This window comes from uncultured Pseudomonas sp. (assembly GCF_913774235.1).
Taxonomy (GTDB): domain Bacteria; phylum Pseudomonadota; class Gammaproteobacteria; order Pseudomonadales; family Pseudomonadaceae; genus Chryseomonas.
On sequence record NZ_CAJYDW010000012.1, the window covers coordinates 762,156 to 776,017 of the forward strand.

Annotated in this window: 13 protein-coding genes and 2 tRNA genes; 7 read left to right on the forward strand and 8 right to left on the reverse strand. The window is 64.7% G+C overall.

What is annotated here, in order from left to right:
- The first annotated feature begins 23 nt into the window (after positions 1–23).
- The 6 genes from QZ471_RS13055 (at position 24) to QZ471_RS13080 (ending at position 3,989) form a co-directional block, all read left to right on the forward strand.
- On the forward strand, positions 24–1,145 hold the full coding sequence (locus tag QZ471_RS13055; protein WP_295464336.1) for a beta-ketoacyl-ACP synthase III: 1,122 nt from the start codon (positions 24–26) through the stop codon (positions 1,143–1,145).
- 73 nt (positions 1,146–1,218) lie between these two features.
- Complete coding sequence (locus QZ471_RS13060) at positions 1,219–2,097, forward strand: ParB/Srx family N-terminal domain-containing protein (RefSeq protein ID WP_295464338.1); 879 nt, start codon at positions 1,219–1,221, stop codon at positions 2,095–2,097.
- 99 nt (positions 2,098–2,196) lie between these two features.
- Positions 2,197–2,272 (forward strand) — tRNA-Ala (locus QZ471_RS13065).
- 41 nt (positions 2,273–2,313) lie between these two features.
- A tRNA-Glu gene (locus QZ471_RS13070) sits at positions 2,314–2,389 on the forward strand.
- 134 nt (positions 2,390–2,523) lie between these two features.
- On the forward strand, positions 2,524–3,666 hold the full coding sequence (locus QZ471_RS13075; RefSeq protein WP_295464340.1) for a GNAT family N-acetyltransferase: 1,143 nt from the start codon (positions 2,524–2,526) through the stop codon (positions 3,664–3,666).
- A complete protein-coding gene (locus QZ471_RS13080; RefSeq protein WP_295464342.1) occupies positions 3,660–3,989 on the forward strand; it encodes a YnfA family protein in 330 nt (109 codons plus the stop codon). The genes QZ471_RS13075 and QZ471_RS13080 overlap by 7 nt, the downstream gene beginning before the upstream one ends.
- 20 nt (positions 3,990–4,009) lie before the next feature.
- Here QZ471_RS13080 and QZ471_RS13085 read toward each other — a convergent pair whose 3' ends face one another.
- The 5 genes from QZ471_RS13085 to QZ471_RS13105 are packed head-to-tail and all read right to left on the reverse strand — an operon-like array spanning position 4,010 to position 9,576.
- Positions 4,010–4,534, reverse strand: coding sequence for a hypothetical protein (locus QZ471_RS13085; RefSeq protein WP_295464344.1), 525 nt, complete (start codon positions 4,532–4,534; stop codon positions 4,010–4,012).
- Positions 4,535–4,581: 47 nt separating this feature from the next.
- Entirely contained in the window at positions 4,582–4,812 is a 231-nt protein-coding gene (locus QZ471_RS13090; protein WP_295464346.1) for a YheU family protein, read from the reverse strand.
- Between the two features lie 54 nt (positions 4,813–4,866).
- Positions 4,867–6,054, reverse strand: a complete 1,188-nt coding sequence (locus QZ471_RS13095; RefSeq protein ID WP_295464347.1) for an osmoprotectant NAGGN system M42 family peptidase — start codon at positions 6,052–6,054, stop codon at positions 4,867–4,869.
- On the reverse strand, positions 6,051–7,790 hold the full coding sequence (gene ngg, locus QZ471_RS13100) for an N-acetylglutaminylglutamine synthetase (RefSeq protein WP_295464349.1): 1,740 nt from the start codon (positions 7,788–7,790) through the stop codon (positions 6,051–6,053). Before ngg ends, QZ471_RS13095 begins: the two co-directional genes overlap by 4 nt.
- A gap of 13 nt (positions 7,791–7,803) precedes the next feature.
- The gene (locus tag QZ471_RS13105; protein WP_295464351.1) at positions 7,804–9,576 is read right to left on the reverse strand and encodes an N-acetylglutaminylglutamine amidotransferase; all 1,773 of its coding nucleotides are present in this window, start codon (positions 9,574–9,576) and stop codon (positions 7,804–7,806) included.
- 399 nt (positions 9,577–9,975) lie between these two features.
- On the opposite strand from QZ471_RS13105, the gene QZ471_RS13110 reads away from it, so the two are divergent.
- Positions 9,976–10,236: a type B 50S ribosomal protein L31 gene (locus tag QZ471_RS13110; protein WP_059227567.1), complete on the forward strand. Its 261-nt coding sequence runs from the start codon at positions 9,976–9,978 to the stop codon at positions 10,234–10,236.
- Positions 10,237–10,258: 22 nt separating this feature from the next.
- On the opposite strand, the gene metR is transcribed toward QZ471_RS13110, so the two are convergent.
- The 3 genes from metR to QZ471_RS13125 all read right to left on the reverse strand — a co-directional run bounded on the left by metR (position 10,259) and on the right by QZ471_RS13125 (position 13,768).
- The gene (gene metR / locus QZ471_RS13115; protein WP_295464354.1) at positions 10,259–11,176 is read right to left on the reverse strand and encodes a transcriptional regulator MetR; all 918 of its coding nucleotides are present in this window, start codon (positions 11,174–11,176) and stop codon (positions 10,259–10,261) included.
- 139 nt (positions 11,177–11,315) lie between these two features.
- Positions 11,316–12,848, reverse strand: a complete 1,533-nt coding sequence (gene glpD / locus QZ471_RS13120) for a glycerol-3-phosphate dehydrogenase (RefSeq protein ID WP_295464356.1) — start codon at positions 12,846–12,848, stop codon at positions 11,316–11,318.
- Between the two features lie 155 nt (positions 12,849–13,003).
- On the reverse strand, positions 13,004–13,768 hold the full coding sequence (locus QZ471_RS13125; protein ID WP_295464358.1) for a DeoR family transcriptional regulator: 765 nt from the start codon (positions 13,766–13,768) through the stop codon (positions 13,004–13,006).
- Positions 13,769–13,862: the final 94 nt, after the last annotated feature.

A 13,862-nucleotide genomic window follows, 5' to 3' on the forward strand; every position in this document is an offset into this window, starting at 1 on the left:
TCCTGACAACAAGAGGAATAGCCGTGCAGCACGCGGTCATCAGCGGTAGTGGGCTCTATACGCCGCCCGAAAGCATCTCCAACGACGAACTGGTTGCCTCCTTCAACCAGTGGGCTGGCCAGTGGAATGCCGAGCATGCCGAAGCCATCGCCCAGGGCACCCTGGCCCCCCAGCCGGAGTCCAGCGCCGCCTTCATCGAGAAGGCCTCCGGCATCCGCAGTCGCCACGTGGTCGACAAGGCCGGCATCCTCGACCCGGCACGCATGGTGCCGCGCATCCCCGAGCGCAGCAACGACGAGCCTTCGATCCTCTGCGAGATGGGCGTCGCCGCGGCCCGCGAGGCCCTGGCGCGTGCCGGGCGGACCGCTGCCGACATCGATGGCGTCATCGTCGCCTGTTCCAACCTGCAGCGTCCCTATCCGGCGGTCGCCATCGAGGTCCAGGCTGCGTTGGGTATCCAGGGCTACGGCTTCGACATGAACGTCGCCTGTTCCTCGGCGACCTTCGGCCTGCAGACCGCCGCCAACGCCGTGCAACTGGGCCAGGCGCGGGCGGTGCTGGTGATAGATCCGGAAATCTGCACCGGCCACCTGAATTTCCGCGACCGCGACAGTCACTTCATCTTCGGCGACGCCGCCACCGCCCTGGTGGTGGAGCGCGCCGGCCAGGCGACCTCGGCGCACCGCTTCGAGATCCTCGGCACGCGCCTCTTCACCCAGTTCTCCAACAACATCCGCAACAACTTCGGTTTCCTCAACCGGGCGGCGGAGGAGGGCATGAGCAACCCGGACAAGCTGTTCGTCCAGGAAGGCCGCAAGGTGTTCAAGGAAGTCTGCCCGCTGGTGGCTGAGTTGATCGCCAATCACCTGGCCGAACTGGACATTCCGGTTGAGCGGGTCTCGCGCTTCTGGCTGCACCAGGCCAACCTGGCGATGAACCACCTGATCGTCAAACGTCTGCTGGGGCGCGAGCCCGAGGCCGGCGAGGCACCGGTGATTCTGGATACCTACGGCAATACCAGCTCGGCCGGTTCGGTCATCGCGCTGCATCTGCATCATGAAGACCTGGCCAGCGGTAGCCTGGGGGTGCTCAGTTCCTTCGGCGCCGGTTACTCCATCGGCAGCGTGGTGCTGCGCAAGGTCTGATCGGCGGCAGGAGTCTTCCCTGGCCGACCGTTGTCGGACCTGGGAAGACGTCTGCGAGAAATAGGGAGGCCACGTGCAGCCAGGACACCTGCTTAGGGTACAGCTGCGACAGCTGCGCCCCACCCAGCCCGCCATCGGTCACGACCAGGTGCTTTATAAGCTCGGCAAGTACGCCAGCGACCGGCGCAAGCTGTTCGACGACTACTGCGAAGCCAACGGCCAGCATCTGAGCGGTGGCTTCCAGCCCGCCACCACCCTGCGCTCGGCGGACGACAGCCTGGGTGCCCGGCCTCCCGGCAGTTATCCCGACGAGATGAAGACCGTCGTCATCGGGCCGGGGCAGCAGCCCTATCTCACCGATGGCCATCACACCTTTTCCGCCTTCTGGGAGCAGCCCGGGGGTGGTCCCGACACCTGGGTCTGGGTGCGGGTGACCGATGACTTCAGCCAGAGCGCCAGCCCGGCGGAGTTCTGGATTCGCCTGCTCGACGAGCGCAAGGCCTGGCTTAAGGACCTCCAGGGCCGGCCGATCCTCCCCGAGCAGTTGCCCCTGTCCCTCGGCTTGAACGCCATGGCGAACGATCCCTACCGGGCCCTGGTGTATTTCACCCGGCAGATCGGCTACGACAAACCGCGCACGCCTGACGGCCGGGTCCTGCCCTCGGAGTTCCTCGAGTTCTATTGGGCCGAGTGGCTGCGCATGCTGCTGCCGCTACAGGATGACGACCTGAACGACCGCAAGAGCTACGCCAAAGCCGTGGAGCAGGCCGCCAGACTGATGGTGGCCAATCCCGGTATGGTGATCGGCAGCTCGGGACGTACGGCGCTGGAAATGGGTGCCTATCGCGCCCTGGACAAGAAGGTTCTGCGCAAGCTGTCAGCCAGCGATGGCAAGTTCGCCTATCTGTTGGCGGCACGCGCCCAACGCGCGGCCCTGTCCCGGGCGATTTGACCGGAGCAGGGCATAAGTGTCTGTTACTAGCAGCTTTTTTGCTTTTTGGTGTTGACAGTGAGGACGAGGCCTCTTAACATGCGCCCCGTCCTGACCGACGGGGCTATAGCTCAGCTGGGAGAGCGCTTGCATGGCATGCAAGAGGTCGACGGTTCGATCCCGTCTAGCTCCACCAAATTTCGGTTTCGCCTGCGGGGGAAATCGGTAGAAGGTTTCGTCCCCTTCGTCTAGTGGCCTAGGACACCGCCCTTTCACGGCGGTAACAGGGGTTCGAGTCCCCTAGGGGACGCCACACTCGAAGGAAACCGCCTCACGGCGGTTTTTTTTCGTCCGCACGAAAGCCAGTCGTCAGGGTCTTTCCCAGATGCCCATCGCGGCGCTCAACTGTGTTAGACCTGTACGTCGAGTCCAAGCGAGGGGAGTGGGATGATCGTCGAGTATCTGCACAGCCTGGCCCAATTGCCCGCGGACCAGTGGAACGCGCTGCTGGCGGACGACCAGCCGTTTTTACGCCATGAGTTCCTCGCCACCCTGGAAGACAGCGGTAGCCTCGGCAAGGGTACCGGCTGGCAGCCGGCGCACCAGATCCTCAAGGACGCCGAGGGACAGCTGCTGGCCGCGATGCCGGCTTATCTCAAGCTGCACTCCTATGGCGAATACGTCTTCGACTGGGCCTGGGCGGATGCCTGCCGCCGCGCCGGGATCGACTACTATCCCAAGCTGCTGGCTGCCGTGCCCTTCTCGCCGGTGCAGGGCGCGCGCCTGCTGGGTGAGCCGGCCGCCTGTGCGACCCTGCTCGACGCCACCACGGGCAGCCTGGCCGGTCTGGAGCTGTCCAGCCTGCACGTCAACTTCACCGATCCCAAGGCCGACGACCTGCTCCGGAATCGCGAGGGCTGGCTGGCGCGTATCGGCTGTCAGTTTCACTGGCACAACCGCGGCTACCGGGACTACGCCGATTTCCTCGCGGCCCTGACCTCGCGCAAGCGCAAGCAACTGCGCAAGGAGCGCGATCAGGTGGCCGGCCTCGGCGTGAATTTCGATTGGCGCACGGGGAGCGAGTTGAGCGAAGCGGAGTGGAATTTCGTCTATGCCTGCTACGCCAATACCTACGAGGTGCGCGGCCAGGATCCCTACCTGACGCGGGCCTTCTTCAGCCTGCTGGCCGAGCGCCTGCCCCAGGCCATCCGCGTGGTGCTCGTCCACCAAGGCAATCGGCCCGTGGCCATGGCCTTCTATCTCAAGGATGAAACGACCCTCTACGGCCGCTACTGGGGCTGCCTACAGGAGTTCGACTGCCTTCATTTCGAGACCTGCTTCTACCAGGGTATCGAGTACGCCATCGCCGAAGGGCTGCAGCGCTTCGACGCCGGGGCCCAGGGCGAGCACAAGCTGATTCGCGGCTTCGAGCCGACCCTCACCCACTCCTGGCACTACCTGGTGCATCCGGGCCTGCGAGAGGCGGTGGCGGACTTTCTCGACCAGGAGCGCGCCGGGGTCCGTGCCTATGCGCGCCAAGCTGCCGAGGCGTTGCCCTATCGCCAGGAGGACGGTACCGCGCGATGCTGAACTACCTCTGGTTTCTACTGGCAGCGCTGTTCGAGATCGCCGGCTGCTACGCCTTCTGGCTCTGGCTGCGGCTGGATCGCAGCCCCTGGTGGATAGCCCCGGGACTGGCCAGCCTGGTGCTCTTCGCGTTGTTGCTCACGCGGATCGAGGCAGCCTACGCGGGGCGGGCCTATGCCGCCTACGGCGGTATCTATGTCGTGGCGTCCCTGGGTTGGCTGGCACTGGTCGAACGCACCCGGCCGACCTGGACGGACCTGGCCGGAGGGCTGCTGTGCGTGGCGGGAGCCTTGGTGATCCTGTTGGTGCCGCGCGCTACCACCTGATAGCTGCTCGAGACGAGCGCTTATCGCTCCAGGCCTTCGCGATGATAGAAGGCATCGAGCTCGGCAGGCCCCAACGCCAGGCGCGGCAGCTCCAGGCTGGCGTACAACTGGCGGTAGCGCTGTCGGTTGGTCCGGGCGGTGCCGACGATGTACTGCAGCATCTGCCATTTGACGCTGTCCCGGCCACCTTCCAGGGCGCCACACCTGTCCTGGTCGAACCAGCAACGCCTTAGATAGCGCAGCAGGCTGAGCGGGGTCGGAGCGTCCAGCAGGATCAGGCCGGTGGCCTGCGCCAAGCGTTGCGGCAGGCAGCTGCTGTAGTTACCGTCCAGGACCCAGCGTGGCGCCTGGATGGCGGCGTCGTGCAAGGCGATGAACTCCACCGTCGGCCGTGGTTGCCAGTCGGTATTGGGCAGGTGGTAAAGCTGATCGAGATGTACCACCGGCAGGTCGCGCGCCCGGCCTATGGCGTCGGCCAGGGTGGATTTGCCACTGTTGGAAGGCCCCAGGATGCATAACCGAGGGCCGAGGTCGTCTAGGCGCATAGGGGGCTGCTGGCTGGAAAGGCCAGCAAGCTTGCCGGAGGGGCGGTTTAGTCGTCCAGCAGTTCGCGCGGCACGTCGCGGCGCAGCACCAACTGGCAGAGGGTGCTGTCCGGATCGAAGAGGATCACGGCCTCGCCGGTTTCCAATGCCCGACGGGCACGCTGGGTGCGGGTCGCCAAGGGCGTATCGTCACCGTTATCGGTGCCGTCGCGGGTGACGAAGTCTTCCAGCAGATTGTCGAGGGTGGCGGCGGCGAGCTGGTCGTGGGGAATGATCATTGGGAACTGCCTGAAAAAAGGCGCCCAGGATACCCCAGGCGCCGTACTCGAACGCTACTTGCTGCCGTCGCCGACGACCTCTTCCAGCGGCGGCAGCTGCGTCTGGTTGTCTAGGTGGGTGTCTTCCGGCAGCAACTGGTGGCCGAAGCGCTCCAGGGAGCTATCGGCGGGCTGGGCATCGCTGTCGAACACCGGCGGGCTGAGGATGTAGCCGGTCAGCAGCTGGCTGAGTGCGGCCAGGCTGAGGATATGGGTGCGCTCGTAGCCATGGGTCGCATCGCAGCCGAAGGCCAGCAGGGCGACCCTTACGTCCTGCCCGGAGCTGATCGCCGAGTGGGCATCGCTGTAGTAGTAGCGGAACAGGTCGCGCCGTACCGGGATGTCGTTGCGCTCGGCCAGCCGCAGCAGGTGCCGCGACAGGTGATAGTCATAGGGGCCCGCCGAATCCTGCATGGCCACGCTGACGCGGTGCTCGTCGGAACGTTGCCCCGGTGCCACCGGGGCGATGTCGATGCCGACGAATTCGCTGACGTCCCAGGGCAGGGCACCCGCCGCACCCGAGCCGACTTCCTCGGTGATGGTGAACAGCGGATGGCAGTCGATCGGTGGCGTCTGGCCAGATTCCTTGAGCATCTTCAATGCGGTGAGCAGGGCCGCGACACCGGCCTTGTCGTCGAGATGGCGCGAGCTGATATAGCCGCTGTCGGTGAATTCCGGCAGGGGATCGAAGGCGACGAAATCGCCGATCTGCACGCCCAGTTGCTCCGTCTCGTGGCGACTCTTGGTCACGGCGTCCAGTCGTAGTTCGATGTGGTCCCAGCTCACCGGCATCTTGTCGATCTCGGTGTTGAAGGCATGCCCGGACGCCAGTAGCGGCAGCACACTACCCCTCAGGGTGCCATCGTCGGTGAACAGGCTGACGCGGCTGCCTTCGGCGAAGCGACTCGACCAGTGGCCGACCGCGGCCAGGCCCAGGCGGCCGTTGTCCTTGATCTCGCGCACGATGGCACCGATGGTGTCCAAGTGCGCGGAGACCGCGCGATCCGGACTTTCCTTGTGGCCCTTGAGGGTGGCGCGGATGGTGCCGCGGCGGGTCAGCTCGAAGGGGATGTCGAGTTCGTTGAGCCGCTCGGCGACGTACATGACGATGGTGTCGGTGAAGCCGGTGGGACTGGGGATCGCCAGCATGTCCAGCAGGACCTTGCGCAGGTAATCCAGATCTGGTTCGGGTAGTTGGGTCATAGCGGAACCTCCCGGGACAGCGGGAACAGCAGGTCGATGAAGCGTTCGGCGGTGGGGCGCGGTTCGTGGTTGGCCAGGCCCGGTCTTTCGTTGGCTTCAATGATGACGTAGTCGGGCGAGTCAGCGGCGGGGACCAGCAGGTCCATGCCGGTGACCGGGATATCCAGTGCCCGGGCCGCCTGAATGGCGGCGTCGGCCAGCACCGGATGGAGACTGTCGGTGACGTCTTCGAGGATGCCGCCGGTGTGCAGGTTGGCGGTCTTGCGTACCGCCAGGTGGGTCCCGGTGGGTAGCACGCTGTCCCAATCATGGCCGGCGCCGCGGATGGCCCGCTCGGTTTCCTCGTCCATGGGGATGCGCGACTCGCCGCCGGTGGCGGCCTGGCGCCGGCGACTCTGGGCTTCGATCAATTCTCTGACGCTGTGCTGGCCGTCACCGACGATTTCCGCCGGCCGGCGGATGGCCGCGGCCACTACCTCGTGGCCGATCACCACCACGCGCAGGTCGAGGCCTTGGTGGAAGCTCTCCAGCAATACACGATCATCGTAGCGACGAGCCGCCTGGATGGCGGCGGCGAGGTGCTCGGCGTCACGAATATCCACGGCCACGCCCTTGCCTTGCTCGCCGTTGACCGGCTTGACCACCAGGGCGCCATGCTTCTCCAGGAAGGCGGCGTTCTCGTCGTCAGTGCCTGCCAGCCGTTGCTCCGGCACCCGCAGCCCGGCACGGGCCAGGGTGCGACTGGTCAGCACCTTGTCGGCGCAGAGGGTCATGGTAACGGCAGAGGTGAGGTCGGTGAGGGATTCGCGGCAGCGGATGCGCCGGTTGCCCTGGATAAGGGTGAAGAGGCCGCCTTCGGCGTCGTCCACCTGGACTTCTATGCCGCGTCTCAGGGCTTCGTCGACAATGATCCGGGCGTAGGGATTGAGATCGGCGCCCGGGCCGGGGCCGAGGAACAGCGTCTGGTTGATGCCGTTCTTGCACTTGATGGCGAAGGTCTGCAGCGGGCGGAAGCCCAGCTTGTCGTAGAGGCGCTTGGCCTGCTGGTTGTCGTGCAGCACCGACAGGTCCAGGTAGGCCAGGCCGCGACTGGCGTAGTGTTCGACCAGATGGCGGACCAGCGCCTCGCCGACGCCGGGACGACTGCAGTCCGGCGAGACCGCCAGGCACCAGAGCGAGGAGCCGCCGTCGGGGTCCTGGAAGGCCTTGACGTGATTCAGGCCCATCACCGAGCCGATGATGGCGCCACTGTCGTCGTCTTCCGCCAGCCAATAGACCGGGCCGCCCTTGTGCCGGGGCGTGAGGCGCTCGGTATCCACTGGCAGCATGTGGCGCTGTTGGTAGAGGCGGTTGATCTCGCTCCAGTCCTGTTCGGAGCAGGCACGGCGAATACGAAAGCCGCGGTAGATGCGGCGGGCGGGGCGATAGTCGCTGAACCAGAGGCGCAGCGTATCCGAAGGATCGAGGAACAGCTGCTGCGGCGCCTGGGCCAGCACCTGGTGCGGCGCCGCGACGTAGAGGGCGATGTCGCGCTCGCCCGGCGTTTCGGCCAGCAGCTCCTTGGCCAGGCTGGCGGGGTCGGGATAGGTGTGGCCCACCAGCAACCGGCCCCAGCCACAGTGCAGGCACAGCGGCTGGCAGTCGGGATGGTCGCCTTCCGCCAGGCGCGCCTGCAGACGTTCGTAGGAGGGTGTCTGGGCGCGCTGGAGGCGTTGGTTGTAGCTCGTGGCTTTCATGCGTCTTGCACCCTCACAGTCCGTGTTCGCTCAGCCAGAGGTTGAGCGCCGCCAGTTGCCAGAGCTTGGAGCCACGCAGGGGCGTGATGCGATCCGCCGGATTGGTCAGCAGGCGATCGATCTCGGCGGTCTCGAACAGGCCGCGATCCTGGCTGGGGTCCAGCAGCAGTTCGCGGACCCAGGTGAGAGTATTGCCTTCCAGGTGCTTGAGGCCCGGCACCGGGAAATAGCCCTTGGGCCGGTCGATCACCTCATGGGGAATGACCTTGCGCGCCGCCGCTTTCAGTACCTGCTTGCCGCCATCGCCCAGCTTGAACTCGGCGGGGATGCGTGCCGAGAGTTCGGCCAGGCGATAGTCGAGGAAGGGCACCCGGGCTTCCAGGCCCCAGGCCATGGTCATGTTGTCGACCCGCTTGACCGGGTCGTCCACCAGCATCACGGTGCTATCCAGACGCAAGGCCTTGTCGACTCCGGCACTTGCACCCGGCTTGGCGAAGTGCTGGCGGACGAAGGCTTCGGCAGCATCTTCCTCCAGGCGCACACCGGCCTGCACGGTAGCGGTGTACTGGGCGTAGTCCCGGTCGAAGAAGGCGGCACGATAGGCGGCGAAGGGATCGGCGGCGCCATGCACCTGGGGATACCAGTGGTAGCCGGCGAATAGCTCGTCCGCACCCTGGCCGCTCTGCACCACCTTGCAGTGCTTGGAGACCTCCCGCGACAGCAGGTAGAAGGCGATGCAGTCATGGCTCACCATGGGCTCGCTCATGGCGGAGAAGGCCCGCGGCAACTGCTGGATGATCTCGTCTTCGGCGATGCGCAGTTGGCGGTGGCGGGTACCGTAGTGATTGGCGATCAGGTCCGAGTACTGGAATTCATCGCCACGTTCGCCACCGGCATCTTCGAAGCCGATGGAGAAGGTCAGCAGGTCCTTGACGCCCGAGTCGTGCAGCAGGCCGACCAGCAGGCTGGAGTCAACACCGCCGGACAGCAGCACGCCCACTTCCCGCGCGGCCCGTTGACGAATCGCCACGGCATCCTTGAGGCCGTGCAGGACGCGCTCTGCCCAGTCATCCAGGGTGAAGCGGCGTTCGTCCTCGTGGGGACCGTAGTCCAGGTTCCACCAGGTTTCCTGCTGTTGCTTACCGGAGGCGTCGAAGGTCATCCAGGTCGCCGGTGGCAGCTTCTGCACCCCCTGCAGGATGGTACGCGGGGCCGGGACCACGGCATGGAAATTCAGGTAGTGGTTGAGGGCGACCGGATCGATGCGGGTGTCGATATCTCCGGCCTCCAGTAGCGCCGGCAGGCTGGAGGCGAATCTCAGGCGCTGGTCGGTGAGCGACAGGTACAGCGGCTTGATGCCCAGGCGGTCGCGGGCGATGAACAGCCGGCCGCTATCGCGCTCCCAGATGGCGAAGGCGAACATACCGTTGAGCTTGGGTAGCATGTCCTTGCCCCAGGCATGGTAGGCCTTGAGCAGGATCTCGGTATCGCCACCGGAATGGAAGCGATAACCCTTGGCTTCGAGCTCGCTGCGCAATTCCGGGTAGTTGTAGATGGCGCCGTTGAACACCATGGCCAGGCCCAGTTCGGGCTCGATCATGGGTTGGCCCGAGGCTTCCGCCAGATCCATGATCTTCAGCCGCCGATGGCCCAGGGCGACCGGTCCCTGGCTGTGGAAGCCCCAGGCGTCGGGTCCACGCTGGTCCAGGCGATGGGTGATGCGCTCCACCGCGCTCAGGGCTGCGGGTTGATGATCGAAACGAAGCTCTCCGGCGATGCCGCACATGGTTCTGTGCCTCTTGAATCCTTGGGATGCGGCGCATCGAGTCCAGTCCCGGACTCGGCGTGCGCATCCGATGCGTGTGGACTTCTCGTGATCCTTGAGAAGCCAATGCAGGGCTTTGGGCGTGCGGCCAGGGGCCGGGGGAGGGCAGGTCGTCTGCCGGAAGCCAGCGGCCTGGCCGCACGCATCGACCGGCGACGGGTCTCATGGAACGTGGAGCTGCCGCCAGTCAGGGCCTCAGGTTACGAGCCCCAAGCGCGGCGGATGGTTCCATGGCAAGGCCCAGAGCTGTCGCTGACGTCACAGGCAGGGCTGCAAGAGCTTCTGATATATGTTATAATGTATCTTTATTGGGCGCGCCGAGGACATTCCGTCACAGGTGCCCAAAGCAGGAGACGCTATATGAAACCCGGTATCCATCCCAACTATCGTCCGGTGCTGTTCCATGACACCACCTCGGACACCTACTTCCTGATCCGCTCCACTGCCGAGAGCGACCGTACCCAGGAGTACGAGGGCCAGACCTACCCCTATATCAGCCTCGACGTGTCCAGTGCCTCCCACCCCATCTACACTGGTGAGCAGCGCCAGATGAAGGTCGAAGGTCGCGTCTCGAGCTTCAACAAGAGATTCGCCGGCTTCCCGGGTGGCAACAGCAAGTAGGGCCGAATGGCAGCGCGCCGGTTCAGCGCGCGCTGCTGACCCCTTCGAGCGTGGCGAAGGAGGTGTCCTTGGCCGTCAGCAGGAAATCCTGCATGAAAGGCGCCTCCAGCATGTCTTCGCGGATCGCCGCGTAGAGCGTGGCATAGAGACCTTTCTCGCCCAGCCGCCGCGCCGTGACGTAGCCGCGCGAACTGTATTCGTGGATCGCCCAGTTGGGCAGGCAGCAGACGCCACGGCCCGACGCCACCAGTTGCAGCATCATCACCGTCATCTCCGCCGTGCGAATCGACAGCGGCTCGACATCGGCCGGATCGAGGAAGCGGGTGAAGATGTCCAGACGGTCCCGTTCCACCGGATAGGTGATCTGGGTTTCCTGGGCCAGGTCCTCGGGCACTATGTAGGCACGCTGCGCCAGGGGATGCTGGTTGGCTACCGCCAGCAGGGCCTCGTAGGTGAAGAGCGGCACATAGGTCACCCCGGACAGGTCCACCGGATCAGCCGTCACCACCAGATCCAGATCGCCCCGCGCCAGCGCCGGCAGGGGGGCAAAAGAGAAGCCTGACGCCAGGTCCAGCTCCACTTCCGGCCAGGAATCACGAAATTGATCGATGGTGGGCATCAGCCACTGGAAACAGCTGTGGCATTCGATGGCCATGTGCAGCCGGCCCGCCGTGCCCCCGACCAGGCGTGCCAGGTCCCGCTCCGCGCTGCGCAGATGGGGCAGCACCGCATCGGCGGTCTGCAACAGGCGTAGGCCGGCACTGGTGAAGCGGATGGGCTTGGTCTTGCGGATGAACAGGGGCGTGCCTAGGCGCTCTTCCAGCTCCTTGAACTGGTGCGAGAGGGCGGACTGCGTCAGATGCAGGCGCTCTGCAGCTTCCACCAAACTGGAGGATTCGCGTAACGCGTGCAGGGTCTTGAGATGGCGGAGTTCGAACATGGCTCGGGCACAGAGAGTGACAGCTCATCATGAACGTTTTTCATGTTGCTGCCTATGCCCGAAGTTGGCGCCGTCTCAGATCGCCGTTTACGCAACTGACCGGAACGTCGAAGGAGGCTCCAGTCAGTACTGTCGGTGATCAGGCAGCGTTGCTGCCCTTGGCGGCCTGGATCAGCGGTGTGGAGTGGGCGAGGAAGGCTTCCAGCGCCGAACGCTCGGCCGCGGTGAAGGTGAGGCCCAGCTTGGTACGTCGCCAGAGGATGTCATCGGCGCTGGTCGCCCATTCGTGACGTTGCAGGTATTCCACCTCGCGTACGTGCAGGTCGGCGCCCAGCACGTTACCCAGCTCGTCTACCGAGCGGGCATCGCCCAGTAGCGTCCAGACCCGGCTGCCGTAGGTGGTCGCCCAACGCTGTGCCAGGGCAGGCGTCAGGCCGCTGACCTTGTCCAGCAATTCGCGCGTCAGTGCCTGGGGCGTGGTCATGGCTTCGCCGCCGGGCAACGGCTCCATGGCGGTCCAGCTGCCGCCCAAGGTGGGGAAGTAGGGCTGCAACTGAGCCATCGCCGATTCGGCGAGCTTGCGATAGGTGGTCAGCTTGCCGCCGAATACCGAGAGCAGGGGTGCACCCTGTTCTTCGGCCAACGACAGGGTGTAGTCGCGGGTAATGGCGGAAGGATTGTCCGATTCGTCGTCACACAGCGGACGAACACCGGAGAAGCTGTGTAGCACATCGTCGCGGCTGAGCTGTTTGCGGAAGTGCGCATTGGCCACGCCCAGTACGTAGTCGATTTCCTGCTCGGTGATGGCCACCTTGGCCGGGTCGCCCTGGTATTCACGATCCGTGGTGCCGACCATGGTGTACTGGCCGAGATAGGGAATGGCGAAGACGATGCGACGATCTTCGTTCTGCATAATGTAGGCCTGCTCGCCTTCGTACAGCTTGGGCACAATGACGTGGCTGCCTTGGATCAGGCGAATGCCATAGGGCGACTTCTGTTGCAGATCCTGGCGGATGAAGCTGGCTACCCAGGGGCCGGCGGCGTTCACCAGGGCCTTGGCGCGAATCTGTTGGCGACCTGCCGGCCCCTCGAGTTCCACTTCCCACTGGCCGTCCACGCGGCGCGCGCTGACGCAGCGGGTGCGGGTGACGATCTCGGCACCTTTCTCCCGTGCCTGCATGGCATTGAGCACCACCAGGCGGGCGTCGTCCACCCAGCAGTCGGAGTATTCGAAACCGCGCTTGATCTCGGCCTTGAGCGGTCCGTGGGCGTCGAACTTCAGACCACGGGAGCCCGGTAGCTTTTCCCGCTTACCCAGATGGTCATAAAGGAACAGGCCGGCACGGATCATCCAGGCCGGACGCAGATGCGGTCGATGCGGCAGCACGAAGCGCATTGGCTTGACGATATGGGGCGCCTTGGCCAGTAGCACCTCACGTTCGGCGAGGGCTTCCCGCACCAGGCGGAATTCGTGGTGCTCGAGATAGCGCAGACCGCCGTGGATCAGCTTGCTGCTGGCGGAGGAGGTATGGCTCGCCAGATCGTCACGTTCGCAAAGGAACACCGACAGCCCCCGGCCCGCAGCATCGGCAGCGATGCCCACGCCATTGATGCCGCCGCCAATCACGGCGAGATCGTAGGTAGGAGAAGTTGCGCTAGGTGCCTGGGCCATGGAGCCTCCTTTGAAACGAACATAATTATTCGGTTTCGAACATAATAGCCCAGAGAAAATGCCTGTTCTAGCTGGACTCCTCTTCTGAGACCGCTAAAACGAAAAAAAACGAATACATGCGAAGGTTTGGCGACGAATGGTCGTCGCCAGGGGCGTCAGCGCGGACGTGCCACTTCCACCTTCACCTGCCACTCCCTCAGACAGCGGGCAAAGGCCGGGGAGGGCTCCCGCTCGGTAAAGAGGTGGTCGATCTGCTCCAGGCTGCCCAGGCGAATCATGGCGTTGCGGCCGAACTTGCTGGAGTCGGCGGCGAGAAACACCTGGCGGGCGTTGTGGATGATGGCCTGGGAGACGCAGACTTCCTGGTAGTCGAAGTCCAGCAGGGTGCCGTCCTCGTCGATGCCGCTGATGCCGACCAGGGCGTAGTCGACCTTGAACTGCTTGATGAAGTCGGCGGTGGCCTGGCCGACCACGCCACCATCGCTGCGTACCTTGCCGCTGGCGATGAGGACGTCGAAGTCGTCCTTGGCGCTGAGGATGTTCGCCACGTGCAGATTGTTGGTGATGACCTTGAGGCTACGATGCCCGAGCAGGGCATGGGCGATGGCTTCGGTGGTGGTGCCGATGTTGATGAACAGCGAGGCATGGTCGGGCACCGCGGCGGCCACGGCTTCGGCGATCAGGCGCTTCTCTTCGCGCATCTGGCCGGCACGCATGCTGTACTCGGTGTTTTCCACGCTGGAATCATGGGCGGCGCCGCCATGGTAACGACGCAGCAGGCCGGCTTCGGCGAGCTGGTTGATGTCGCGACGGATGGTCTGGGGGGTGACGGAGAAATGTTGCGCCAGTTCTTCGATGCTGACGTAGCCGCGCTCACGGACCAGTTCGAGAATCTGCTGTTGGCGAGGCGCCAGGCTCATTGCGGCTTCCTTGAGGTGATCGAGTAAATTCACAGAGGATGCCGGAGGTCTTTACCAGTGAAAAGCGCTTGTCGCGCAAAGCAAGACCGGCGTC